20 protein-coding genes are annotated in these 24,697 nt (G+C 63.8%); 15 read left to right on the forward strand and 5 right to left on the reverse strand.

All coding sequences use genetic code 11. The features are described from left to right. The first annotated feature begins 51 nt into the window (after window positions 1-51). From J2T57_RS15900 to J2T57_RS15910, 3 genes are all read left to right on the forward strand, one after another. Window positions 52-1,542 (forward strand): OmpP1/FadL family transporter, encoded by a 1,491-nt coding sequence (locus J2T57_RS15900; RefSeq protein WP_253480717.1) that lies wholly within the window; start codon window positions 52-54, stop codon window positions 1,540-1,542. Window positions 1,543-1,728: 186 nt separating this feature from the next. Beyond that, window positions 1,729-2,328, forward strand: coding sequence for a penicillin-binding protein activator LpoB (locus tag J2T57_RS15905; RefSeq protein WP_253480731.1), 600 nt, complete (start codon window positions 1,729-1,731; stop codon window positions 2,326-2,328). Next, window positions 2,309-3,670, forward strand: a complete 1,362-nt coding sequence (locus J2T57_RS15910) for a COG3014 family protein (protein WP_253480733.1) — start codon at window positions 2,309-2,311, stop codon at window positions 3,668-3,670. The genes J2T57_RS15905 and J2T57_RS15910 overlap by 20 nt, the downstream gene beginning before the upstream one ends. 240 nt (window positions 3,671-3,910) lie before the next feature. Here J2T57_RS15910 and J2T57_RS15915 read toward each other — a convergent pair whose 3' ends face one another. From J2T57_RS15915 to gpmA, 3 genes are all read right to left on the reverse strand, one after another. Next, window positions 3,911-4,459 (reverse strand): DUF1499 domain-containing protein, encoded by a 549-nt coding sequence (locus J2T57_RS15915; RefSeq protein ID WP_253480737.1) that lies wholly within the window; start codon window positions 4,457-4,459, stop codon window positions 3,911-3,913. A 71-nt stretch (window positions 4,460-4,530) separates the two neighbouring features. Continuing rightward, window positions 4,531-5,256: an SDR family oxidoreductase gene (locus J2T57_RS15920; protein ID WP_253480739.1), complete on the reverse strand. Its 726-nt coding sequence runs from the start codon at window positions 5,254-5,256 to the stop codon at window positions 4,531-4,533. A gap of 31 nt (window positions 5,257-5,287) precedes the next feature. After that, on the reverse strand, window positions 5,288-5,977 hold the full coding sequence (gene gpmA / locus J2T57_RS15925; protein WP_436262716.1) for a 2,3-diphosphoglycerate-dependent phosphoglycerate mutase: 690 nt from the start codon (window positions 5,975-5,977) through the stop codon (window positions 5,288-5,290). Window positions 5,978-6,153: 176 nt separating this feature from the next. Here gpmA and J2T57_RS15930 point away from each other — a divergent pair, with 176 nt between their 5' ends. The 8 genes from J2T57_RS15930 (at window position 6,154) to J2T57_RS15965 (ending at window position 16,013) form a co-directional block, all read left to right on the forward strand. Beyond that, on the forward strand, window positions 6,154-6,681 hold the full coding sequence (locus tag J2T57_RS15930; protein WP_253480745.1) for a L,D-transpeptidase: 528 nt from the start codon (window positions 6,154-6,156) through the stop codon (window positions 6,679-6,681). A 16-nt stretch (window positions 6,682-6,697) separates the two neighbouring features. Continuing rightward, entirely contained in the window at window positions 6,698-7,717 is a 1,020-nt protein-coding gene (gene nagZ, locus J2T57_RS15935) for a beta-N-acetylhexosaminidase (protein ID WP_253480747.1), read from the forward strand. Between the two features lie 111 nt (window positions 7,718-7,828). Next, a complete protein-coding gene (locus J2T57_RS15940; protein ID WP_253480761.1) occupies window positions 7,829-8,824 on the forward strand; it encodes a serine/threonine protein kinase in 996 nt (331 codons plus the stop codon). Window positions 8,825-8,838: 14 nt separating this feature from the next. Continuing rightward, a complete protein-coding gene (gene tamA, locus J2T57_RS15945; RefSeq protein ID WP_253480764.1) occupies window positions 8,839-10,581 on the forward strand; it encodes an autotransporter assembly complex protein TamA in 1,743 nt (580 codons plus the stop codon). Next, window positions 10,578-14,468, forward strand: coding sequence for an autotransporter assembly complex protein TamB (gene tamB / locus J2T57_RS15950; RefSeq protein ID WP_253480766.1), 3,891 nt, complete (start codon window positions 10,578-10,580; stop codon window positions 14,466-14,468). The genes tamA and tamB overlap by 4 nt, the downstream gene beginning before the upstream one ends. Continuing rightward, window positions 14,469-15,233, forward strand: coding sequence for a M48 family metallopeptidase (locus tag J2T57_RS15955; RefSeq protein ID WP_253480769.1), 765 nt, complete (start codon window positions 14,469-14,471; stop codon window positions 15,231-15,233). Next, the gene (locus tag J2T57_RS15960) at window positions 15,230-15,745 is read left to right on the forward strand and encodes a GNAT family N-acetyltransferase (RefSeq protein ID WP_253480772.1); all 516 of its coding nucleotides are present in this window, start codon (window positions 15,230-15,232) and stop codon (window positions 15,743-15,745) included. Before J2T57_RS15955 ends, J2T57_RS15960 begins: the two co-directional genes overlap by 4 nt. 73 nt (window positions 15,746-15,818) lie before the next feature. Next, window positions 15,819-16,013, forward strand: coding sequence for a hypothetical protein (locus tag J2T57_RS15965; protein WP_253480776.1), 195 nt, complete (start codon window positions 15,819-15,821; stop codon window positions 16,011-16,013). A gap of 42 nt (window positions 16,014-16,055) precedes the next feature. On the opposite strand, the gene typA is transcribed toward J2T57_RS15965, so the two are convergent. Beyond that, window positions 16,056-17,873 (reverse strand): translational GTPase TypA, encoded by a 1,818-nt coding sequence (typA, locus tag J2T57_RS15970; RefSeq protein ID WP_253481928.1) that lies wholly within the window; start codon window positions 17,871-17,873, stop codon window positions 16,056-16,058. 202 nt (window positions 17,874-18,075) lie between these two features. On the opposite strand from typA, the gene J2T57_RS15975 reads away from it, so the two are divergent. After that, window positions 18,076-18,582, forward strand: coding sequence for a SixA phosphatase family protein (locus J2T57_RS15975; protein ID WP_253480779.1), 507 nt, complete (start codon window positions 18,076-18,078; stop codon window positions 18,580-18,582). A gap of 11 nt (window positions 18,583-18,593) precedes the next feature. After that, on the forward strand, window positions 18,594-20,111 hold the full coding sequence (gene ppx, locus J2T57_RS15980; RefSeq protein ID WP_253480781.1) for an exopolyphosphatase: 1,518 nt from the start codon (window positions 18,594-18,596) through the stop codon (window positions 20,109-20,111). Window positions 20,112-20,118: 7 nt separating this feature from the next. On the opposite strand, the gene ppk1 is transcribed toward ppx, so the two are convergent. Continuing rightward, window positions 20,119-22,191: a polyphosphate kinase 1 gene (ppk1, locus tag J2T57_RS15985; protein WP_253481942.1), complete on the reverse strand. Its 2,073-nt coding sequence runs from the start codon at window positions 22,189-22,191 to the stop codon at window positions 20,119-20,121. A 239-nt stretch (window positions 22,192-22,430) separates the two neighbouring features. Between ppk1 and J2T57_RS15990 the strand changes: the two genes are divergently transcribed. Both J2T57_RS15990 and J2T57_RS15995 read left to right on the forward strand, forming a co-directional pair. Continuing rightward, entirely contained in the window at window positions 22,431-23,906 is a 1,476-nt protein-coding gene (locus J2T57_RS15990) for a hypothetical protein (protein ID WP_253480783.1), read from the forward strand. 141 nt (window positions 23,907-24,047) lie between these two features. Next, window positions 24,048-24,638 (forward strand): TetR/AcrR family transcriptional regulator, encoded by a 591-nt coding sequence (locus J2T57_RS15995; RefSeq protein WP_253480785.1) that lies wholly within the window; start codon window positions 24,048-24,050, stop codon window positions 24,636-24,638. Window positions 24,639-24,697 lie beyond the last annotated feature (59 nt).

Here is a 24,697-nt window from a genome sequence, read left to right on the forward strand (position 1 = left end):
GAATGACAGCGGGGGCAGCCGTGCACTGTGCCCGCCACGGAGGAGACAACAATGAGACACAAGGACACTCTGGTTCGCGGCGGCGTGTTCGCCATGCTTGCCGCATTCGCGAGCACCGCCGGCGCGGCGGGCTTTCAGGTCAACACCCACGGCATCAAGGCGCTGGGGCAGGCCTACGCCGGATCGGCGGCGGCGGCGGAGGATGCCTCCACAATCGCCTATAACCCTGCCGGGCTGATCCTGCTGGACGGCACCAGCTTTAGCGGCGGCGGCCACCTGTTGCTGACCCGTAATCGCTACAACCTGGAGGCACGCCGGACGCTTATCGCCGGCGACGACGGCATGGTGCCAGGTTCTGGCCGGGGCCGGGCCGAGGAGAACTCGGTGGTGCCCCACGCCTACCTGAGCCACCGGCTGTCGGACAACGCAGCGGTGGGCATCGGCCTGTACGTGCCCTTCGGCAACGCCAGCAGCTACCCGGGGGATTTCGTCGGCCGCTACCACGCCCAGTCTTCCAACATCACCACGATCAATCTCAACCCTGCCGTGGCATTTCGGGTCAACGATCAACTCTCCCTGGGCTTTGGGGCCATTGTTCAGTTCATCGACGCCGATATTGGCAACGAGGTGGATCTGGGCCACAACCTGGCCAACAACATCATCCAGCAGCAGGAGGGGCTGTCGGCCGACGAGCGGGACGCCATCATCGGCGCCTTGTCCCATAATTTTGACGTGGAGAACGAGATCACCGGTGACAACGTCACCTTCGGCCTCAACCTGGGGCTGATGTGGGAGCCGGTGGAAGGCACCCAGGTGGGCCTGAGCTACCACAGCAAGGTGCAGCATGTGATCGACGGCCGGGCCCGCCGGCCACAGACCGGCAGTGAAGCGTTTCGACAGCGCCTTGAGTCGACGCTGGCGGATCTCGGCATACCCGATCCGGGCGGCATTGCCGATCAGGCGCTGGGGCCGCTGGGTGCCGGCGGTGGCAACATCCGCTCGGTGATCGAACTGCCTGAGGTCATCAGCCTGGGTATTTCCCAGGACATCAACAGCCAGTGGACCATCATGGGTGGTGCCACCTTTACCCGCTGGAGCCGTATCGATGAACTGCGTTTCGAGTTCCCGGATGGCAGCAACGCCGGCGGCGAGAGCTTCCAGGAAGGCGCGCCGGACCTCCGCCGGCGTGACCTGGTGCAGCCACTGCGGTTCACCGACGCCTGGCGCTACGGCATCGGCGCCCGCTACCGGCACGACGATAACTGGACGTTCCGCGCCGGCATTGCCTACGACGAGACCCCGGTGCGTAATGCTCGCCAGCGCACGGCCCGGTTGCCGGACAACGACCGTCTGCTGTTCTCCGGTGGCCTGAGCTATACCTTCGACACGCACCACAGCATCGATCTGGCCTACATGTTCGTGCGTGTGCGCAGTGCCGATATCGAGAACCGGGAGAACCCGGCCCGGACCCGACACGTGCTGGAAGGGGAGTCACGGACCCGGGCCCATCTGTTCGGCGTGCAGTACAACTACCAGTTCTAGTGCTTCCCTGGATAATCCGCGCGTTCATCGCGTGTTCAGCCGGGCCCGTGTCACATGGTGGCGCGGGCCCGCTTGTGTCGGGGGGGCGCTGCGATCGACAATGCGGCGAACCGGGACGCCGCTGCGGCGGTCTACTTCCACATTGTCCGTTGTGATCCCAGAGGGTTTTGACCAATGAAGCCATGGATGTCCTCCGCCCGTCTGGCAGTTCTCGCACTGCTTTCGCTCTTCATCGCCGCCGGTTGTGCGACCCAGGTGGACCGCATCGACCGCGACCAGCCCCAGGATCTCAGCGGCCGCTGGAACGATACCGACTCCCGTCTGGTGTCCGAGGAAATGGTGTCCGACATGCTGCGCCGCGGATGGATCGGCAACCACCGTCAGCGTTCTGGCAACAGACCGGCGGTGATCGTCGGCGAGATCCGCAATCTCAGCCATGAGCACATCAACCTGAACACTTTCGTGCGGGATATCGAGCGCGAGCTGATCAATGCCGGCGAAGTCACCTTTGTCGCGAGCGGCATCGAGCGCGAGCAGATTCGCGACGAGCGTGCCGACCAGCAGCAGTTCGCCCGCCCCGACACTGCGGCACAGTGGGGCCAGGAACTGGGGGCTGATTACATGCTCACTGGCACCATCAACAGCATCATCGACGAGGAAGGCCGCACCCAGGTTGCCTACTACCAGGTGGACCTGGCCTTGACCAACCTTCAGGACAACACGCGCGTGTGGGTGGGGCAGAAGGAGATCCGCAAGCTGATCCGTCGTGGCCTGTTCCGCTCCTGAGGCATTGCGGGATCGTCGCTGGATGCCGCTGATTCCTGTCGTCAGGCGTGGTGCGTGGCCGGGTCTGAGCCGGCCACGCCTCGTGGTCGTGGTGCTGCTCGCCTTTGTGTTGGCCGGCTGTTCCGGGCTTGGCCGGAGTTTCGAGCAGGTCGAGGACGAACTGACACGGGGCAATGTGGACGCGGCGCTGGAACGGCTGCAGCCCATGTCCGGCTCCCGTCTCAATCAGGCCCTGTTCGAGATGAACCGGGGCATGCTGTTGCGCCACAAGGGTGATCTGGAAGGCAGCGTTGCCGCCTTCGAACTGGCCAAATCCGAGATTGGGGCGCTCGAGCCCATCAGCCTGAGTGAAACCCTCGCCACCTGGACGGTCACCGAGACCGCTGGCAGCTACACCCCGCCGGTGCATGAGCATCTCATGCTCCACGCCTTTCAATTGCTGAACTACCTGGAACTCGGCCAGCTCGACGCCGCCCGGGTGGAAGCCCTGCAGATCGATCTTGGCCTGCGTCGAGTAGACCCGGCCACCGGCGCGGCGCCGGACGGCGGCGATGCCTTCGCGCGCCATGTCAGTGGGCTGGCATTCGAGGCCAACGGCGACTGGAGCGACGCCATGATCGCCTATCGCCATGCCTTCAACGCCTATCGACGGGGCAATGCGCCGATTCCACGGGATCTTCAGCGGAGCCTCGTGCGGCTATCGGATCATCTGCAACTCACTGAAGAGCGTGATCGCTACATCGAGGCGTTCGGCATCGACGAATGGGAGCCCATGCGACGCAATCGGGAGCAGGGCATGCTCATCGTGGTGGTGCAGGATGGGCTTGGACCCCGGCTCGAGGAGCGCACGGCAGTGGTGGCCGTGGCGGCGGATCAGTTCGTTCGTGTGTCACTACCCGCCCTGCGAGCACGGCCCACGGGGCTGAACGGCGCCCGCATTGCCGCCAACGGCCAATGGGTCGAAACGGATACCGCCGAGGTGGTGAGCCGCACGGCAGATCGCTGGCTGGAGCGGCAGATGCCGGCATTAACCACGCGCAGCATCGCACGGAACGTGGCCCGCTACGGCGCCACCGAGCGGGCGCGGCAGGAAAGCCCGCTGCTGGGTTTGGCAGTGAATATCGCCGGGCTGTTGCTGGAGCAGTCCGACACCAGAATCTGGCGCACCCTGCCGGACAAGGTTTACCTGGCCCGCATTGATCTGCCGCCCGGTAGCCGGACGGTGGATATGGAGTTCGTCGGCGCGGGCGGGCGGACCCTCACCAGCGAGCAGCGCAGCATCGACCTGCGTGCCGGACAGCCGACGGTTTTGACCGGGTTCTGGCTGGGGCCGCGGAGTTAAGAAGCGCTTCCTTAAGTCGTGGAGGTGCGGCTTCGGCCAGCGCTGTTGTGGTGCGTTACGGCCCTCGGCCTAACACACCCTACGCCAGCCTCCACAGTTGATCGGTACCCGCCGTAGGGTGTGTTAGCGCGCAGCGCGTAACTCACCAATAAAGTGGCCTGATCGAAGTCCCCCGTAGGGTGTGTTAGGCCGAAGGCCGTAACGCACCGCGTCGGCGCTTGTGATACCTCCTGCGGTGGATCAATCCACCTCCGGCGCAAGCGCTTCCTCGGCGTCGGGTTCGTCATCATCAATGAACGGGCGGCGGCGTAGCTGCTGCTCGAAGCGGTGGCGGAAGTTCAGCCAGTGCCGCAGGTTCGCCCCCAGATCCGCCTCACCGACACGACTCTGGGAAATGACATGCAGCGCAATCAGCCCTGGATCTGTCTCGCGAACCTGCAGGTAGAAGTCATCCTGAAACCGCAACCAGGGCGTGGTGGCGACTGCGTGCAGGCTGTACTGGTCGCCATCGGCGTTGAGAATGTCCCAGCCCAGATCCATCACCGCTGCCGTGGCCGCCTCGAAGGCCACGCGTGGCCGCACTTCGTAGTAGGTCAATCGCAGCTCCGGCAGGACCGCGTTTTCACTGGTGACGATGCGGTTCTCGGAGAGATAGATCGGCAGGCGTTCCGCCGGCCCCGGGGCAGCCAAAAAGGGGACCTGATTACTGATCAGCGCCGCCGACACCAGGCCGATGGCAAGCACCAGCAGCAGCATGAGTAATCGCGTAAACCACTTCAGGCTTTTCACCGCCCCTCCGACCGGCCTGATTGCCGCCAGTGCTCCCGAAATTCGACGTTACCGCAAAGTGCGGCTTTTCCCTACCATGGGATGCTCATGCGGTCCTGGAAGAAACCGCCGCTTGGGCCGTCATCCTGCAGGGTGGCGAGCCAGGTGATGCCACGCACTGCCTCGGCGGCCTCACGGGGCGCTGACTTGCCGCCCATGCGTGTGCGAACCCAGCCTGGTGAGCAGGCATTGATCAGGATGTTCTCGCCCTTGAGTTCCGCAGCCGCGATGCGGGTCAGCGCGTTCAGTGCTGTCTTGGACATGCGATAGGCAGGGAACGACCCGCGCATTTCGGCGAGTTGCCCCAGCCCGGATGACAGGTTCACGATGCGCCCGTAGCCATGGCGGCGCATCTGGGGCACAGCGAGTTGAATCAGGCGGTACGGGCCATAGACATTGGTTTCCATGGTTTCCCGGACCAGATCCAGCCCGACATCGAAGAAACTGGATTTCTGCGGCTCATCCGGAGCGCCGTCCACCATGATGCCGGCGTTGTTGATGAGCACATCCAGCCGCTCGTATTCCCCGGCGACGAACTCGATCAGCCGCGAGCGACTCTCCTCACGGCTTACGTCCAGGGGCGAAAAGCGAACATCCAGCCGCTCGCTCTGCAGTTTGTCCGCCGCCGCCTTGCCCTTGATGCCGTCGCGGCTGGTCAGCACCACCCGGTAACCGAGTTGTGCCATCTGTCGGGCGGTTTCGAAGCCGAGGCCACGGTTGGCCCCGGTGACGACGGCGACGCGACGCACCTGGTTCATGTTCTGTTCCTCGATGGCGTGTGGCCCGCGCTCAGACGCGCTCCCGCAGATAGTAGCTGTCGGTCACGGCAAGCGTGTCGTCCAGTTCGAACACCAGCGGGTCGCCTGTGGGAATTTCCACGCCGATGATGGCCTCGTCGTCCAGGCCGCGCAGGTGCTTGACCAGGGCGCGGAGACTGTTGCCATGGGCGGCCACCAGCACGTTCTCCGATTCATTCACTACCGGCACCATGTCAGATTCCCAGTAGGGCAGTACCCGCTGCAGTGTCGTTTCCAGCGACTCGGTGCCCGGCAGTTGATCCGGGCGCAGGTTGCGATAACGCTGGTCATGTCGGGGATGGCGCTCGTCTTCTTCGGACAGGGCAGGCGGCGGCGTCGAGAAACTGCGCCGCCAGACGTGCACCTGATCATCGCCGTATTTTTTCGCGGTTTCCGCCTTGTTGAGCCCGGTCAGCGCGCCGTAGTGACGCTCGTTGAGCCGCCAGCTGTTGGTGATGGGCACGTACATCTGGTCCATTTCGTCCAGGCTCATCCACAGGGTGCGGATGGCCCGTTTCAGTACGGAGGTGAAGGCGGCATCAAACCGGATACCCGCAGCACGCATGAGTTGGCCGGCACCCGCGGCCTCGGTCCTGCCCTGTTCGCTCAAGTCCACGTCGTACCAGCCGGTGAAACGATTCTCGAGATTCCATTGACTTTGCCCGTGGCGGAGCAAGACCAGTTTCTTCATCACGCAGTCCCTGTAGTGTGTCGATTGAATGGCGCCGTAGTGTACTAACGTTGGACCCGCCATTGCCACGGGTCTGCCAAAAGCCCTCGTGACGGCACGCCTTCGGGCTGCAGAATGTCCGAGCGGTGGAGTACCATGGCAGCCGCGTTCATCCTGAGGAGGCGGCGTTGAAGGACGACGGATCTGGTGCGGGGCTTGCCCATCCGGCGCGGCAGGGACGCTGGCTGGACGTGGATATCCAGCGGCAGCGGTTGACGCTGCGCGAGGGAGACCGCGCGTTGGCCGAATTCCCCGTGGCCACCGCCGCCCGGGGTATCGGCCAGCAGGAAGGGTCGTTCCAGACACCGACGGGCTGGCACTACGTGCGGGCGCGTATCGGTGAGGGGGTCCCGCTCGGTGCCGTGTTCCGGGGACGTCGCTGGACCGGCGAGATCTGCGACGCCGCGCTCTATGCGAGCAATCCGGCCAGGGACTGGATTCTGACCCGCATCCTCTGGTTATGCGGGCTTGAGCCGGGCCATAACCGGGGTGGCCGGGTCGACAGCATGCGCCGGTATATCTACCTGCATGGCTGCCCGGATGAGGTCGGCATCGGCGAGCCGGCCTCCAAGGGCTGCATTCGCCTGCGCAATCAGGACATGCTGATGTTGTTTGACCAGGTGCCCGCGGGAAGCCGCGTGCTCATTCGCCAGTAAACACGGAGTACCCCGATTGTTCGAAGAACAGCAGCTCGGCCCGCTGATCGTGGGGCTGCAGGGCACGCAACTGACCGGCGCTGAGCGTCGCCTGTTGCAGCATCCGGCGGTTGGTGGCGTCATTCTTTTCGCACGGAACATAGAGACACCTGCCCAGATCCGCGCGTTGACAGAGAGTATCCGCGGTCTGCGCTCACCAGCGCTGCTGGTCAGCGTCGACCAGGAAGGCGGGCGGGTGCAGCGCTGTCGCGAGGGGTTCACCCGGCTGCCGCCGGCCGGTTACTTCGGCGAGCGTTACCGTCAGTCGGCGGATGCGGGGCTGGCGCTTGCCCGCGCCGCCGGGCTGGTTATGGCGGCCGAGTTGCGCCGGGTGGGTATCGATTATTCCTTCGCGCCGGTGCTCGACCTGGATCTGGGCTTGAGCAGTGTGATTGGTGACCGGGCCTTTCACTCCGACCCCGAGGCGGTGGCCGCCCTGGCGGGAGCGTGGATCGATGGCATGCATGCGGCGGGTATGCCCTGCACCGGCAAACACTTTCCTGGCCACGGAGGTGTGATGCCCGACTCCCATCTGGACCTGCCGGTGGATCAGCGCAGTCTCGCCGAGTTGGAGCGGGCGGATCTTGTGCCCTATGCACGTCTGATCGAGGCCGGCAAACTTGATTGCGCCATGACCGCACACATCGTTTTCCCGGCGCTGGACCGGCTGCCGGCGAGTTTCTCCGAGGTCTGGATGAACCAGGTGTTGCGCGGGCAGCTCGGTTTCAAAGGGCTGATTGTCGCCGACGATCTCGGTATGGAAGGCGCCGCAGTGGTTGGCGATTTGCCGGAACGCGCCACGCGTGCACTGTCTGCGGGCGCGGACATGGTCATGGTATGCAACGAACTGGATGCCATGGCCGACGTGATCGCCGCCTTGGCCCGTGCGCCCGCGAACGCGTCCGCCATGGCCCGCCGGCAACGGCTGCGGGACGCGGTGACGTCCGCTCCCCCCGCCAGCGAGGAAGCCCTGGCCCGGGCACTGTTGCGCGAATGATCCCGTTGTTTCGGCAATCTCCCGGCAACTCTCGTCGCAGCCTCCGGTCAGACGAAAGACGTACACAGCAGCGCAGCAGCGGCGCCGGATCGGTTCTGCTGGGGAGTCAGCATGAATCTATCGGATGAGCAGGGCGCCGTTCCCTACCATGGCCTGGATCCAGGCACGGTGCTTGATGCCATCGACACCCTCGGCGTGTGGACCGACGGCCGGCTTCTGGCGCTGAACAGTTACGAAAACCGGGTCTACCAGGTGGGGCTCGAGGGCGCCGATCCGGTGGTGGTGAAGTTCTACAGGCCTGGCCGCTGGACCACCGATGCCATACTCGAGGAACACGCCTTCGCCCAGGAACTGGCAGGTCACGAGATTCCGGTGGTTGCGCCGCAGATCATTGCCCGGGCGACCTTGCATGAATACCGGGGCTTTCGTTTCGCCGTTTATCCGCGACGGGGCGGGCGCTCGCCGGATCTGGACGACAGCAATGCCCTGGAGTGGGTCGGGCGCTTCCTGGGACGTCTTCACCTGGTGGGGGCAAGCAAGCCGTTCCGGCATCGTCGGGAGCTGTCCATCGAGGCGATGGGGCAGCAGGCCGTGGAGACGGTGCTTTCCATGGAGCTCATACCGCGGCACATCGCCGAGGCCTACGCCACAATCACCCGGGATGTGCTGATTCGGGTCCAGGCCTGCTGGGAGCGGGCCGGGGCGTTTGCGACTTTGCGCCTGCACGGCGATTGCCACCCGGGCAATATCCTGTGGACGGATGCCGGGCCACACTTCGTTGACCTGGATGATGCGGTGACCGGTCCGGCGGTGCAGGACCTGTGGATGCTGCTGTCGGGTGACCGGCAGGAGATGACCACGCAGCTGCTGGATCTGCTCGCGGGCTATGAGGATTTCAACGAGTTCGATCGCCGCGAGTTGCATCTGATCGAGGCCTTGCGAACACTACGTATCATGAACTATGCCGCCTGGTTGGCGCGGCGCTGGCACGATCCGGCCTTTCCGCTGGCCTTTCCCTGGTTCGGTAGCGACCGTTATTGGGAGGAGCACGTCCTGTCCCTGCGCGAGCAGGCCGCCCTCATGGATGAGCCGCCTCTGGTGGTCTGATAAAGAGTGCCCGCATGATTTTTCGCCCCATCCGCCTGTCGCCCGTGCAGCCCCTGTTGCTGCTGATCGTATTGCTCGCCGGCGTCTGGGCAACTGTTGTGCGGGCGGATGTGCTGATCGAGGTGACCGGCGTGGAAGGCGCTCTGCGCGACAATGTCATCAACTACATCGGTCAACCGCCCAGCACGGATGCCGCCGTGGTGCGCCGTTTTGCCCGGCAGGTCGAAGAACGCACCCAGAATGGCCTGCAGGCGCTGGGCCACTACCATGCAACGGTGCGGGTGAGCCGCGATACGGTAAACGATCAGCCCCGCATTCGCGTTGAAGTCGACCCTGGCGAGCCGACCCGTATCGCCCGAATCAACCTGCGCATCGACGGCGAAGGCGGTGACGACAGCGCGCTCCGCGATGTGCTGGCACGATCCGGGATACGGGAAGGGGATGTGCTACACCATGGCCGCTACGAGAGCCTGAAGCGCAACATCGAGAGCGTCGCCCTGAGCCGCGGTTATTTCGATGGCCGTTACGAGACCACACGGCTGGTGGTGCGGCGCGCCTCCCGCGAGGCGGAGATCATTCTGCACTATGACAGTGGCCGCCGTTACCGCTTTGGCGATGTGCAGTTCTCCGAGACGCCGCTGTCGGACGACCTCCTGCGACGGCTCACGCCCTTTTCCCCGGGGGAGTACTATCACTCCGACACGGTGGCGCGTTTCAATCGCAACCTGCTGAACAGCGACTACTTCAGAAACGTGCGAGTGCGCACCCTGCAGGCTGAAAGTGAAGACGAAACCGTTCCCGTGCTGGCCGATCTGACGCCGCAAAGCCGCAACATCGTGGGCACCGGTATCGGCTATTCGACGGACGTGGGGCCCCGGGTGCGAGTGAACTGGCGCAGACCCTACGTCAACCCCGAAGGCCATTCCCTGCTGACGGAAACCGAGGTCTCCGAGGTCCGGCAGAACATCAGCAGCACCTACAGCATGCCCCTCGACCCACCGCTGGAGCACAAGTTGGAGTTTCTTGGCGGCTATCAGCGTGAGCGCTTCGAGGATACCGAGAGCGAAACCTACACCCTGGGGATACAGCGCCAGCGTACATTGACCCGTGGCTGGCAGCAGACCCTGTTCACCCGGTGGCAGCGGGAGAACTTCACCCAGGCGGGTGATCGCGGGCGATCCACCCTGACCATTCCCGGCAGCAGTATCAGCCGCACACGAAGCCGTGGTGGCATCGACCCCGGCTGGGGCGACCGGCAGTTCGCCCAGGTGGAGGTGACCAACCGCGAGCTCGGCTCGGATATCCAGCTTGCAAGGCTGCGGTTGCGTAGCAGCTGGCTGCGCAGTTACGGGCGCCATCGCGGCCGTGTGCGGGCCGAGGTCGGCTGGCTGACCACCGAGGACTTCGACGCCACGCCGTCGTCCCTGCGGTTTTTCACCGGCGGTGACCAGAGCGTGCGCGGTTACGCCTATCGCTCGCTTGCGCCAAGGAATGAAGACGGTGACCTGGTGGGTGGCCGTTACCTGTTCACGGCCAGTGCGGAATACGGCTACCAGATTCTCGAGCGGTGGCGGTTGGCGGCGTTCTACGACGTCGGCAACGCATTCGACTCCTGGGACGATGACCTGAAGGAGGGTGCAGGTTTCGGTGTTCGCTGGATCTCGCCTGTGGGCCCGATACGACTCGATTTCGCCTGGGGTGTCAGTGAGCCCGATACCCCGTTCCGCCTGCATTTCTCCATGGGGCCGGAAATATGAGCTGGCTGCGGCGAATCGCCCGTTACATCGGCCATGGGTTTTATGCGGTGGGCTGGCTGACCGTCAAGGCGTTCCGCTTCGCCTACATCCTGCTCATTACTCTGCTGGCTGTCCTGCTCTGGCTGGTGTTTACCACCAGTGGTGCGGAATGGCTCGCCAATCGTGCGGTGTCCGAGGAACCCCGGCTGTCAATCACCGTCCAGGGCGGCAGCCTCTGGAACGGCCTCGAGGTCTCGGAAGTCGCATGGCGGGATACCGGGATCGACGTCAGCGTCGACGCCGCCCGGCTTCGCTGGAACCCCTTGTGCCTCCTGGCCCTGCAGGTCTGCGTCAACGAGATACATGCCGACGGTGTTGCTGCGAGCGTCAATACCGACCTGCTACGCGGCGAGCCGGATTCCGCCTCGGCGGATGAGGAGCCCGGGGACCCCATGGGCCGCCTTTCACTCCCCGTGAGGATCACCCTCGGCGATGTGCATCTTGATGATGTGGGCGTCGAGGTCGACGGCATGCGTTTCGGCTGGCGGCATTTCTCCGGCGGGGCCGATCTGCGGGGCGATCGTCTGCGCGTCGATGGCGTCCGGTGGGTGGGGCCTTACGGCGAGTTGCCGGTCACCGAACCCGAGACCGAGCTGGAAGTGGCGGTGGAGGAGATCATCGAGGGCGGTGACCCGCCGGCCTTTTTCCCACCGGGCGAGCGCGACCCCATCGTGCTGCCGGACATCCCGCTGCCGCTGGATGTGGCCATCAACGATCTGCGGATCCGGGACGCACGCTTTCGTCGCGGCGCGCTGGACGAGCAACTGGCACGCCTGGACCTCACCGCGCGACTGGTTGGCCATGACCTGCGGATTGACACCTTGCGTGCCGAGCACGCCATGGCCGCCGCCAACCTGAATGGCCGCCTGCGCCTCGCCGACGAATGGCCACTGGATATCGATCTGCACCTGCAGGCCCACGACGTGCCCGAGGTCGGGCCTGTGGAGGTGCATCTCAGTGCCTGGAACACGGTGCATGAGGTCGACCTGGACCTGCGCGTGGAAGGGCCGGCGACGGTCACCGCAGAGGGGAGCGTTTCGCCCCTGGAACCCTTGCTGGCCCATGATCTCACGTTGAATTGGCGCGGCCTGCGCTGGCCCTTGCAAGGTGATGCCCCTGAAGTCGCTAGTCGTGCCGGCGAGATTACCGTCGCTGGTGATCTGGACGGTTTCGACTTCGATCTCGCCCTGGCGCTCAGTGGTGCCCAGCTGCCAGAGGGCGACTGGCAGGCCCGGGGTTCCGGGGACTGGTCGCGGGTGCGTCTGGACAGCCTTCGGGGAGAGCTGCTCGGTGGCTCGCTGGAACTCAGTGGCGAAGCCGGTTGGTGGCAGACGGTGGACTGGGACCTGTTACTCAGCGTGGATGGTCTGCAACCGGTGCAGCAGTGGCCGGATGCGCCGGAGACGGTCAGCGGCCGCGTTCGTGCCGAAGGCTCCCTGGCCGACGGCGACCTCACGCTGGATGCGGTGCTGGAGGACGTGCAGGCTGCCATGCAGGGTTACGCGGTGACCGCCGCCGGTGGTGTCTCCCACCGGCCCGCTAGCGGCTGGCGGGTAGATGATCTCGGTTTGCGCAGTGGTGACAACCGGATCGTGGTGAATGGACGGGCCAGCGAAGAAACCCTCGACCTTGCGGCGGACATCAACCTGGATGATCTGGGGATGTTCCTGCCAGACGCGGCAGGCGCCATACGAGGCCGTATCAACGCGCGGGGGCCGTTGCTCGAGCCGGACATCGAAGCGGATCTGACGGCGACAACGCTGCGTTATCAGGAACTCGTGGCGCTGGACGAACTGACGTTGGTGGCGGAGTTGACGCGGCTCGCCCTGGGGGATAGTCGTCTGCGCATCGATATGGCCGGGTTGGAGACCGAACAGGCCGATGCCCGTGTGGACAGTCTGGCGCTGCGGCTCGACGGTACCCGGGGTCGCCACCGCCTGTCCCTTGAAGTCGACGGCGAACCGGCAGGCCTTGATCTGGTCCTGCAGGGTGGTCTCGATGAAGACACGATGATCTGGACCGGCGAACTGGCGCAGCTGGGTCTGCTCGCCGAGGCGCACGGTCTGGGCCTTGATCTGGAGGATCCGGCCTCCCTCGAAGTGGATATCAATGGCCAGCGCGCCGCCCTGGGCCCCCACTGCTGGTTGCCCAATGATGGCCGGCTTTGTGCCGAGGAGCCACTGGAACTGGCCGAGAGCGGCAGCGCACGCTTCCGGCTGGAGGGCCATCAGCTGGCCTCGTTGTCAACCTGGCTGCCGGATGAGATCCGCCTGCTCGGTGAACTCAATGGTGAATTTGGCGCCGAATGGGAGCCGCAGCGACTTCCCAGAGTGGACGCCTCCTTCTCGGTGACGGGCGGCCGGGTATTGGCAAAAGACGAGGAAGAGGATGAATTCGTCGAGTTCGAGTACGAAACCCTGGAAGCCTCGCTGATTCTGGACGACGACTCCCTGCGCACGCACCTGGAACTTGTCTCCAGCGGCATTGGCGCTGCAGCACTGGATGCCGAGATCTCTGTTGTGGATGGTGCTCTTGCGGATCTGAATGGAAGCGTGAGCCTGTCTGGCCTCAACCTTGCCGTAGCCGAACCGTTCTTTCTCGAACTGCGGCAGTTGCGGGGCGAGATCAATGCCGAGGGTCAGCTGTCCGGCACGCTGCAGGATCCGCGCTTCGACGGTGAACTACGGCTCGTCGACGGCACGGTCGAGACACTCGCCGTGCCGGTGACCATCAGCGAGATCGAGCTCCTGGTGGAAGTGGCTGGAGACAACGCCACGCTGAGTGGCGGTTTTCGCAGCGGTGGTGGCACGGCGGAACTCTCCGGTGACGCGGACTGGTCCAGCCCGGATTGGTCGGCCACGGTGAATCTGGTTGGCCGGCGGCTTGAGCTTGCCTACGACACGATTGCCCTGATCGAAGCAAGCCCGGATCTCACCCTGTCATTGCGGCCTCAGGCCGCGGATCTCTCCGGCGAGATCCGCATTCCACGAGGGGACATCACCGTCCAGAGCCTGCCGGAAGGCGCAGTCCGGGTGTCCGGCGATGTCGTGATCATCGAGGATGGCGAGGAGGAGGGCGACGAACAGGCCGAACTGTTCGATCCTGATGCCATTCCCGTTGCCGATGGCTGGGTTGTTACCAGCAATATCGAGATCATTCTTGGCAATCGAGTAAACATCAGCGCTTTCGGTCTCAACGGTCGCCTCGAAGGGCAGCTTGGCGTGGTTCAGGCCGAGACCGGCGCGCCCCAGGCTGCGGGCGAAATCCGTATTGCCGACGGCGAGTACCGCGCCTACGGTCAGCGCCTGCAGATCCGTGAGGGACAGATTCTTTTCTCCGGTCCCCTGGATCGACCGCAGCTGTATGTGGAAGCCGTGCGCACCATCAACCGGCCTGAAGGGCAGACCGTTGTTGCGGGCCTGCGCATCGAGGGCCCGCCGGATGACCCCCGCGTTAGCCTGTTCTCCGAGCCGATGATGGAAGAGGACATGATCCTCTCCTATATCATTCTCGGCCGGCCATTGGGCGAGGAAGGGCCCGGCAGCGAGCAGATGGTAGCCCGTGCCGCCATCGCACTGGGGATCGCTGGTGGTGGTGGCATTGCCGGGGGTATTGCCGAAGATCTTGGTATCCAGGATTTCGAACTCGACACCGAGGGTGATGGTGACGATACCCAGTTCGTGGTTCGCGGCCGCCTGAGCCCGAATCTCTATGTAAGCTACGGGGTCGGCGTTTTTCAGGCGGAAAATACCCTCAAGCTGCGGTATCGTCTTACCCAGCGGCTGTTCCTGGAGGCCGTGAGCGGGCTGGAAAATGCACTGGATCTTCTCTACACCTTCGAGTTCTGAATGGTCGTGACGGTCGGGTTGGATCAGGGAAGGCTGCATTTGCCGGATCGGGAGATCGGCTATCGCATCCGGTACAAGCGCCGTCGCACCATCGGGCTCTATGTTCTGGAAGACGGCACGGTGGAAGTGCGGGCCCCCCAGGCTTGCCCGCCAGGTTTGATTCGGGCCTTCGTCGCTGATCGCGCTGGTTGGCTGCAGCGTGTTCTGACTTCAAGGGCGCAGCAACTGACGCCGGAACCGGCCCGCTACGATCACGGCGCGACGCATCCCTACCTGGGGGAACAGTTACAGCTGGAATTGCGTCCGGCCCGACGGGCTCTGGTGCATCGTGATGGCACCAGCCTCGTGGTGCAGCATCCCCGGCGTGATCCCGACGCGGTGGCTGGAGCGGTCAAGCACTGGTATCAACGTCAGGCCGAAAGCGTTTTTCTTCCGCTGCTCGAGCAATGGTATCCGCACCTGGGGTTGCCTGCGGCCAAGGTCCCCGGACTCAAGGTGAGGACCATGCGTCGGCGCTGGGGCAGCTGTTCCAGTCGAGGTGGTATCAATCTGAACATCTGGCTGCTCCGCGCACCCATCGATTGCGTCGAGTACGTGGTGGTCCATGAACTCTGCCACCTGCGTGAGTTCAACCACGGTCCGCCCTTTCATGGCTGGATGGACCGCCTTCTGCCGGACTGGCGCGAGCGCAGCGGCCGGCTCAACGAACACCAGCGGCGCTTCGGTGTGGCGCCCATTCCTGCTGCGGGGGCGGATACAGCGTGATCCGTCCAGTTGCCGAGGAGGATGCCCCCGAGCTCGCCCGAATCTACAATCACTACATCGTCGAGTCCGTGGCAACTTTCGAAGAGACGCCGGTGACCGCCGCCGACATGGGCGCGCGGATCGCGGCTGTCAGCGGTGCCGGATTGCCCTGGCTGGTCAGTACAGCTGACAAGCGGCTGACCGGCTACGCCTATGCTACGGCCTGGAAGCCCCGCAGCGCCTACCGGTTTACCGTGGAGAGTACCGTCTACGTCGATCCCGAGGCTGTCGGGCAGGGCACCGGTACGGCCCTGTACAAGGACCTGCTGGTCGAGTTGAGGCGGCGGCGGGTGCACGCCGTCCTCGCCGGGATCACCCTGCCAAACCCCGGCAGCATCGCCCTGCACGAAAAACTCGGCTTTCGGAAGGTTGCCGAACTGAAGGAAGTTGGCTACAAGTTCGCCCGTTGGGTTGATGTCGGTTACTGGCAAGCGCTGCCTGGGAAAATTCCTGACTGCCCGGATACATGCTGACCTTTCAGCAAGTGGCGCCTGAATCCGCTTCTCAGGTAGCGTATTGCTCAGGCGCTAGGCAAAGAGGCGATCGATGGGACACAGACGTAACATTTCGGTGATGCTGGGTATTGGTGTGGTCTTCATGCCCACCTGGTTTGGAATCACCACGATCGAAAGCGGCCTGCAGGCCGGCATTCATGCTGGCGCCGGTGCAGCGCTGGGGCTCATCGTGTACGAGGTGATCACCAGAATGGGCAGCGCCGGCGAGGATGATTCCCGCAAATAGCGGCCTCTCCCTCTCCCGCCGGCGATACGCCCTGCCAGAGGGCTATGCTGTGGCGCGTGACGCTTTCTTGCGCTCGTGCTCCTTCAGCAGTTTCTTGCGGATGCGGATTGACTCGGGCGTCACTTCCACCAGTTCATCGTCGTCGATGAATTCCAGCGCCTGCTCCAGTGACATCCTGATCGGCGGCGTCAACAGTATGTTTTCGTCGCTGCCAGCCGCACGGATATTGGTGAGCTGCTTGGCCTTCAGCGGATTGACCACCAGGTCGTTGCCCCGGGAATGGATGCCGATGCACATCCCTTCGTAGACGGTTTCACCATGTTCGACAAACAGTTTGCCCCGCTCCTGCAGGTTGAACAGGGCGTAGGCCAGTACCTTGCCGGGGCCATTGGCAATCATCACGCCGTTGATGCGCTGGCCGTAATCGCCTGGTTTGACCGGCCCGTAATGATCAAAAACATGGTAGAGCAGGCCGGTACCGGAGGTTGCCGTGAGGAACTCCGTGCGAAAACCGATGAGGCCTCGCGCGGGCATCATGTAGTCCAGCCGGACGCGGCCCTGCCCGTCGGGATTCATGGCCTGCATCTCACCACCGCGCGCGCCAAGTTTTTCCATAACGGCGCCCTGGTGCTGTTCTTCAACGTCAACGGTGAGGCGTTCGAAGGGCTCCTGGCGCACGCCGTCCACGATCTGCTGGATGACCTCGGGCCGGGAGACGCCGAGTTCATAGCCTTCACGGCGCATGTTCTCGATGAGAACAGAGAGGTGCAGCTCACCACGGCCGGAGACGCGGAACTTGTCCGGATCGTCGGTCTCCTCGACGCGCAGCGCCACGTTGTGCACCAGCTCGCGTTGCAGGCGCTCACGGATCTGCCGGGAGGTTACGTACTTGCCCTCACGGCCGGCCAGTGGCGAGGTGTTGACCTGAAAGGTCATGCTCACCGTGGGCTGGTCCACCGTCAGCGGTGGCAGGGCTTCCACTGCATCCGGGTGGCAGAGCGTGTCGGAAATGTTGAGTCCGTCGATACCGGTAAAGGCGATGATGTCACCGGCCCGGGCCTCGCTCACCTCGGTGCGATCCAGGCCGAGAAAGCCGAGCACCTGGAGGACACGGGCGTTGCGCTTGTTGCCATGGCGATCCACCAGGCTCACCTGGGTATTGGGGCGCACCCGTCCGCGCTTGATCCGGCCGATACCGATGACGCCCACATAGCTGCTGTAGTCCAGGGAACTCACCTGCATCTGGAACGGACCTTCCAGATCCACATCCGGCGTCGGGCAGTGATCGACAATGGCCTGGAACAGAGGCGTCATGTCGCCTTCGCGTACGTCGTCCTCGGTGCCGGCGTAGCCGTTCAGGGCCGAGGCGTAGATCACCGGGAAGTCCAGCTGCTCGTCGGCGGCACCGAGCTGGTCGAACAGCTCGAAGGTCTGATCAAGTACCCAGCTCGGCCGTGCACCCGGCCGGTCTACCTTGTTGATGACCACGATGGGGCGCAGGCCCTGTGCCAGTGCCTTCTGGGTCACGAAGCGCGTCTGGGGCATGGGCCCGTCTACGGCATCCACCAGCAGCAGCACGGAATCGACCATGGACATGACCCGCTCCACCTCGCCGCCGAAGTCGGCGTGGCCGGGGGTGTCGACGATGTTGATGCGGTAGTCGCGCCAGCGGATCGCGGTGTTTTTCGCGAGGATGGTGATGCCGCGTTCCTTTTCCAGGTCGTTGGAATCCATGATCCGCTCACCGGCGGCCGCCTTGCCCTCCAGCGTGCCGGACTGCTTGAGCAGCTTGTCCACAAGCGTGGTCTTGCCATGGTCGACATGGGCGATGATGGCGATATTGCGGAGGTTCTCGATCACGGAATTGGTCCCGGTTTGCGACATGGGGTATTGACAGAGCGCGCATTATCCGTGTGCAAGCGCAGCAATACAAATGCTTTCAGGTGATTGTGTGAACGTAGCATCCTGCAGCCCCGGGGGCATGACGGGGTATCGACGATAGAAGCCGGCCGATACAGCGGTTATAGTGCCGGGAACGTGGAGGCAACAGGCGCGGAGACGCATGCAAAGACTCGTTCTCTTCAGACACGGCGTTGCGCAGGATCCTGATGCGGGGGTGTCCGATGTGGCCAGGGCGCTCACGGACAAGGGCCGCAAGAAAACCGACAAGGCCGCCCGTGGTCTGGCTTCCATGCTGGGTTCGGTGGACGTTCTGGTGAGCAGCCCCCTGTTGCGCGCACTGCAGACCACCGATCTGCTGGAAGAGCAGCTGCATGCAGGAGTGCGGTTGGAGTCCGATCTGCTGGAGCCCGCCGGCAGCCCGGAAGCGCTGCTGGAATGGGTTGCCGGGCAGGACGCCGAATTGCTTGTCCTGGTAGGCCATGAACCGTTGCTGAATCTGGTGGCTGGGCTCGCGCTTACCGGCAAGCCCTGCAGCATGCTGGCTTTCAAGAAAGCCGGCGCCTGCCTGTTGGAGTTCCCCGGAAAGGCAGCCCCCGGCACCGGGCTGCTGCGCTGGCACATGACGCCGGCCCAGGTGCCTCGACCACGCAGCACGGAAGCCGATTGACGCCGCAGATCATGCAGGGCTTCCGTCGCACCCGGCGTGCGCCGCCCGAGACGGTCGCAGCGGTGGACCTTGGCTCCAACAGCTTTCATATGGTGGTCGCCCGGCGTAACGGCAGCGGGCTGATCGTTATCGACCGCATCAAGGAAATGGTGCGCCTCGCCGAAGGCCTGTCCAGCGACGGTTGTCTGCATGGTGAGGCACGCGCCCGCGCCCTGGATTGCCTGCAGCGCTTCGGTCAGCGCCTGCGGGACATGCCCCGCGGCAGCGTGCGGGCCGTGGGCACCAACACCCTCCGACAGCTGCCCGAAGATGGCTTTCTCAGCGAGGCGGAAGAGGCTCTGGGGCACCCCATCGAGGTGGTGGCGGGAGTCGAGGAGGCCAGGCTGGTCTACGTTGGCGTCGCCCATTCCCTGGCTGACGATGGCGCGGCGCGGCTGGTAGTGGATATCGGCGGCGGCAGTACCGAACTCATCATTGGCGAGGACAAGCGCGCACGACGCCTGGAAAGCCTCTACATGGGTTGCGTCAGCTTCAGTCAACGCTACTTCCCGGATGACAGATACAACCGATCCGCCTGGCGCCGTGCCGAGGAAGCCGCCCTCATGGAGCTTGAACCGGTAACGCCGGATTACCGTGAAGGACACTGGCAGACGGCAATCGGGACATCCGGCACCATTCGTGCCGTGCAGGCAGTCGCCCAGGCCGAGGGCTGGTGTGACGATGACCTCTCCCGCAACGCGCTGCACCGGGTTCGCGATGCGATTCTTGAGTCGCGAACCCGGGGCAAACTCAAACTTGCCGGCCTGGCGGCAGATCGCCGGCCTGTCTTTGCCGGCGGGGTGGCTGTGCTGTGCGCGGTGTTCGAGGCCCTGGGCATTCAGCGCATGCGCATCTCCGATGGTGCGTTGCGTGAAGGCCTGCTGTATGACCTGTTGGGCCGAATCGAGGACGCTGACAGTCGCGACGCCAGTGTTCGCAATCTGGCAGAACGCTACCATGTGGAGCGGCAGCAGGCCGAACGGGTCAAGCAGACTGCTCTGGCATTGTTCGCCGAGGCGGCAGAGGTGTGGGACCTGGGCGATGAACACGCCCAGCTGCTCGCCTGGGCGGCCGAGTTGCACGAAATCGGCCTCGACATCGCCCACAGCCAGTATCACAAGCACAGTGAATATATCGCCCGGAATGCGGATATGGCCGGGTTTTCACGGCAAAACCAGGCAGCACTGGCCACGCTCATCCGCTGCCATCGCAGAAAGCTCCAGCGCAGCCTGTTCGAGACGCTACCGGAGCGGGATCGCCCGGCGCTCCTGCGTCTCTCGGTGTTACTGCGGCTTGCCGTCGTGCTGAACCGTGGCCGCAATGCGGACGGCCCGCCCCAGCCACGACTGCGCATCGATGACGCGCATATTCATTTGCAGTTGTCGCCGAGCTGGCTGGACGCCCACCCCCTGACCATGGCGGACCTTCAGGAAGAGGCCCGTCAACTGGAGGGCGGTGGCTTTGCGCTGGCCGTCGAGCGCGCTGGCTAGCTGCGCTTCAGGCCCGCTCCGCCAGTCTCTCCAGTAGTGCCGCCTGGGAGGAATAGGCTGGCGCCTCGCCGGGCTGCCCACGAACGTACTCCCCGTCCCGGTTCATGATCCAGGCCTGGGTGTTGTCCCGCAGATAGGTGTGCAGGTCTTCCAGTACCGTCTCCTGCAGCGATGCGTCCTCCACCGGGAAGGCAACCTCCACCCGGCGGAAGAAATTCCGTTCCATCCAGTCCGCGCTGGAGAGGTACATCCTGGGCTCGCCTGCATTCTGGAAATAGAACACCCGCGTATGTTCCAGAAAGCGACCGATGATCGAACGCACCCGGATGTTCTCGGAGACGCCCGGAATACCCGGCCGCAGGCTGCACATGCCGCGCACGATCAGATCAATCTCTACGCCCTCGCAGGATGCGCTGTAGAGGGCCTGAATGATGCGGGGCTCCACCAGCGAGTTGACCTTGATGATGATGCGCCCGCCGACGCCGGCGTGGGCGTGCTCCTGCTCCTGGGCGATGAACTCCAGCATGCGGTCGAAGAGGGTAAAGGGCGATTCCAGCAGCTTGTTCAGCCTGTGAACCTTGCCCAGGCTGGTGAGCTGCAGAAAGATCTTGTGTACGTCCTCGCCGATGTCATCGTCGGCGGTGAGCATGCCGTAGTCCGTGTACAGGCGGGCGGTGCGCGAGTGGTAGTTGCCAGTCCCCAGGTGCATGTAGTTGCGCAGCACATTGTTCTCGCGGCGGACCACCAGCACCATCTTGGCGTGGGTCTTGTGGCCCACAACGCCGTAAACCACGTGGGCGCCCGCCTCCTGCAGCCGGTTGGCGAGCTGGATATTGGCTTCCTCGTCAAAGCGGGCTCTTATCTCGATGACCACGGTCACTTCCTTGCCGGCCCGCGCCGCCGCGACCAATGCATCGACGATGGCGGAGTCGGGACCGGTTCGATACAGGGTCTGCTTGATTGCCAGGACATGGGGATCACGTCCCGCCTGACGAATGAAGTCGATGACCGGCGCAAACGACTGGAACGGGTGATGCAGCAGCAAGGTGCGCTTGCGGATCAGTGAAAACACGTCAGGGCTGCGCGAGACTTCGGAGGGGATCGCAGGGGTGAAGGATGGAAAGGTCAGATCCGCGCGGTCGACGCTGTCGCAGATGGCCATCAGACGATTCAGGTTCACCGGGCCGTTGACCTGGTAGAGATCGTCGTCGCCCAGTTCGAACTCGTCGAGCAGAAAGCGCGCCATATGCTCCGGGCAGTTTGCCGCCACCTCCAGGCGCACCGCATCGCCATAACGCCGCGATTGCAATTCCCCCTCCATGGCCACCAGCAGGTCGTCCACCTCTTCTTCATCCACGTACAGATCGCTGTTCCGCGTGACCCGGAACTGATAACAGCCCTTCACACGCATCCCGGGGAACAGGTCCTCCACAAAGGCGTGGATGATCGAGGATAGAAACACGAAATCATGACTGCCTACAGACACTTCCGGCGGCAAGGGAATGAGCCGTGGAAGCGAGCGGGGTGCCTGCACGATGGCCATGCCACTGTTGCGGCCGAATGCGTCCTTGCCCTCGAGCTGAACGATGAAGTTCAGGCTCTTGTTGAGGATGCGCGGGAACGGGTGGGCGGGATCCAGCCCCAGGGGCGAGAGCACCGGTAGCAGGGAGTCCTCGAAGTACTCACGCAACCAGTGTCGCTGTTCCTCGGTCCAGTCCCCACGACGAATGAAGCGAATGTCCTCTGCCGCCATGGCAGGTATCAGTTCGTCGTTCAGCACCCGGTACTGTTCATCCACCAGGGCATGGGCGCGCCTGCCGATCAGGCGCAGGACCTCGAGCGGGGTGCGGTTGTCCGGGCCGGCCTGGGTCGAACCGAGTTCATGGGCCTGTTTCAGTCCGGCGACGCGAATCTCGAAGAATTCATCGAGATTGGTGCTGGATATGCACAGGAAGCGTAGTCGTTCGAGCAGCGGTAGCCCGGTGTCCTTGGCCTGTTCCAGCACCCGCGCATTGAACTCCAGCAGACTGAGCTGCCGGTTGATGTATAGGTCAGGATGTTTCAGATCGACGGCGTCCATCATGGTCCGACTATGACAGTTTCGAGACAGCGCATGCTACTGCAAGGTTATGACAGACCAATGACGGCGTATCGGATGACCGGATCCGGTGCTTTTTTGCCAGTCCATCCCCACGGCCCCATAATGCAGTGATGACATAACAAGCGGTCAGCGCTAATCCGGGGTGAAGTCGTGGCGGTCAACCCGGCCCGCGCCCAGGGCGTGGACGATGGCCGAGGGTGGGCAAAGGAGGTCCGGCGATGACGCAGTCAGACTGGTTCATGATCGTCCCGAGCCCGGCGGGGTCAGCGCTGCTCTGGGGCGGCCTCGTGGTTGTACTCTGCTACTTCGCGCGAGAGCCGGTACACCGGCTGCTTCGCGCGGCATGTCTGTCTCTGCGTCACGCCTGCAGGGTCCTTTCCCGCACCACTCACAAGGCTGCCGCCTACTGTCGACGCTGGAGTCGGCATCTGCTGTTGTTGCAGACACGCGCTGACAGCCGCGAGGCCATCCTGCTGGACTTCAACCGCCTGCAGCGCCAGATGCAGCGGGATTTCGCCGGACTCCCCTTGCTGAAAGAGCGACTGGCACGGCAGATCTCTTTCATGGAGGAAGACTTCCAGCGCAGTGCTGACGTTCCCCCGGAGCCGCCGGCCTGGGCGCGGGTGTCGCAGGCCATGTCGGATGGCGGCGATGACCACACGGGTCAGTTGGCCCGCGCGCTGGAGGATATCCGTGACTCCCTGGCGCAATACCGGTCCGACGCCAGGGAGGAAATACGGCGTAGCAGTCATCGGCGCTATCTGCTGCTGTATCGGATGATGCCCCGTTGGCGTCGCGTCGAGGCGGTGCTGGGGGATTTCGATCACCGTCTCGAGCGGGTCGAGCAACGCATCACACAACTGCGTCGGCGTGAGCATGGCTTGCGATCCCAGGCCGACAGCGGGCGTGGCGCGCGGGTTGGCGCACTGGCCATCGCAACGGTTGGTCGGTTTGTGCTGGCGTTGGTGGCACTGGCTGTGGTGGCCTACGGCATCAGCGTACACACCGCCATGCTTCAGGAGCCGCTGGGCCTGGTGCTCGGCGAGCAGCCCTTGCTGAACGGCGTTGCCGCCACCGGAGTGATGATCGGGCTGCTGGTCGTTTTTCAGCTGGGCTTGGGGCTGCTGGTCTTCGAATCCGCTGGCCTGTCCCGGGTGATCCCCGCCATCGGCACCATGGATATTCGCCAGAGGCGACTTCTGTTCTGGTTCAGTCTTGTGCCGCTTATGCTGCTCTCGTTCACCGTGGCAGCCATCTATCTGCGCCTGGCGACGGCTGACCTGCTTGCGACCAACCTGCTACTGTCCGCCGACCTTGTGGAATTGCGGCTGATGCAGGCGGCAATCTACGGGCTTGCACTGGCGTTGCTGCCCCTGGCCCTTGCGGCCGGCGCAATTCCTCTTGGCACCTTGCTGCGTAGCGCGCGTCCGGCGGGCGTGCTGTTGCTCGCCAGCGTACTTACGGTATTCGCCTTCATTCTGCGGGGCCTGATTACCGCCATCGCCATCGTCGAGCGGTTGTCGATACAGGTTTACGATCTGCTGATCTTCCTGCCACTGTGGATAGAGGGGTACTTGCGGTCGCGTCGTACGGCACTGGGTCGCGATGATGAGGCAGGGCAGCCGGTCGCTGACGCCCATCTGGCAGGGCCCCGCGCAGAACCGATTGCGCATCCATTCAGAGAGCGGGCCTGACTCCAGGGAGTCAGTACAGGAGTTTCAATTACAGGAGGTTAGGGTGCTTTCGCCAACCGGCGATAGTTGTTCTCAAGACTTGCCATACGCATGCGTATGGTGTAGAAAATGGCTATGGTCACGGAAAACACGAAAAAGACCTTGAACGCGGAAGACTGGGCGGATGCCGCCCTGGATGCAGTTGCCGAGGGCGGCCTGGAGGCATTGGCCGTCGAGCGTCTCGCCCGAACCCTGGGTGTGACCAAGGGCAGCTTCTACTGGCATTTCGAGAACCGGAATGCCCTGTTGAAGGTGGCTCTTGAACGTTGGGAGCGACAGCAGACAGAGGACGTCATCGCCCGGGCAGAAGTCGAGCAGGATGCTCGGGCGCGCATCGACCGTTTGTTCAGGGGTGCGGATGGCAGCAAGCGAGCGGGGCAGTTATATCTCGCGTTTGCGGTTGCCTCGAAGGATCCGCTAGTGGGTTCGGTGGTCAAGCGCGTGAATGAACGCCGCATTCGATTCATGGTGGCCAATTACACCGCCATGGGTCTGTCTGCGGAGGATGCCCGCCAGCGGGCGGTTCTAGCCTATTCGGTCTATCTGGGCACGCTCCAGTTACGCCGGGATGCGCCGGAACTGATCCCCACCGGGCCGGAATTTCACGCATACATGGACTACATCAGCGAGGTGCTGATTCCCGGATTCGAGGCGCGTCACCGTGCCTCGGCGGGGCCGTTACTCGCCGACTGAGAACCAGCGGCGTATCGGCAAACCGTTACCGGGCAGCGCCATCGCACGCTGGAGGAGCG

Origin of the sequence: Natronocella acetinitrilica, assembly GCF_024170285.1 — a bacterium.
GTDB classification, from domain to species: Bacteria; Pseudomonadota; Gammaproteobacteria; order Nitrococcales; family Aquisalimonadaceae; genus Natronocella; species Natronocella acetinitrilica.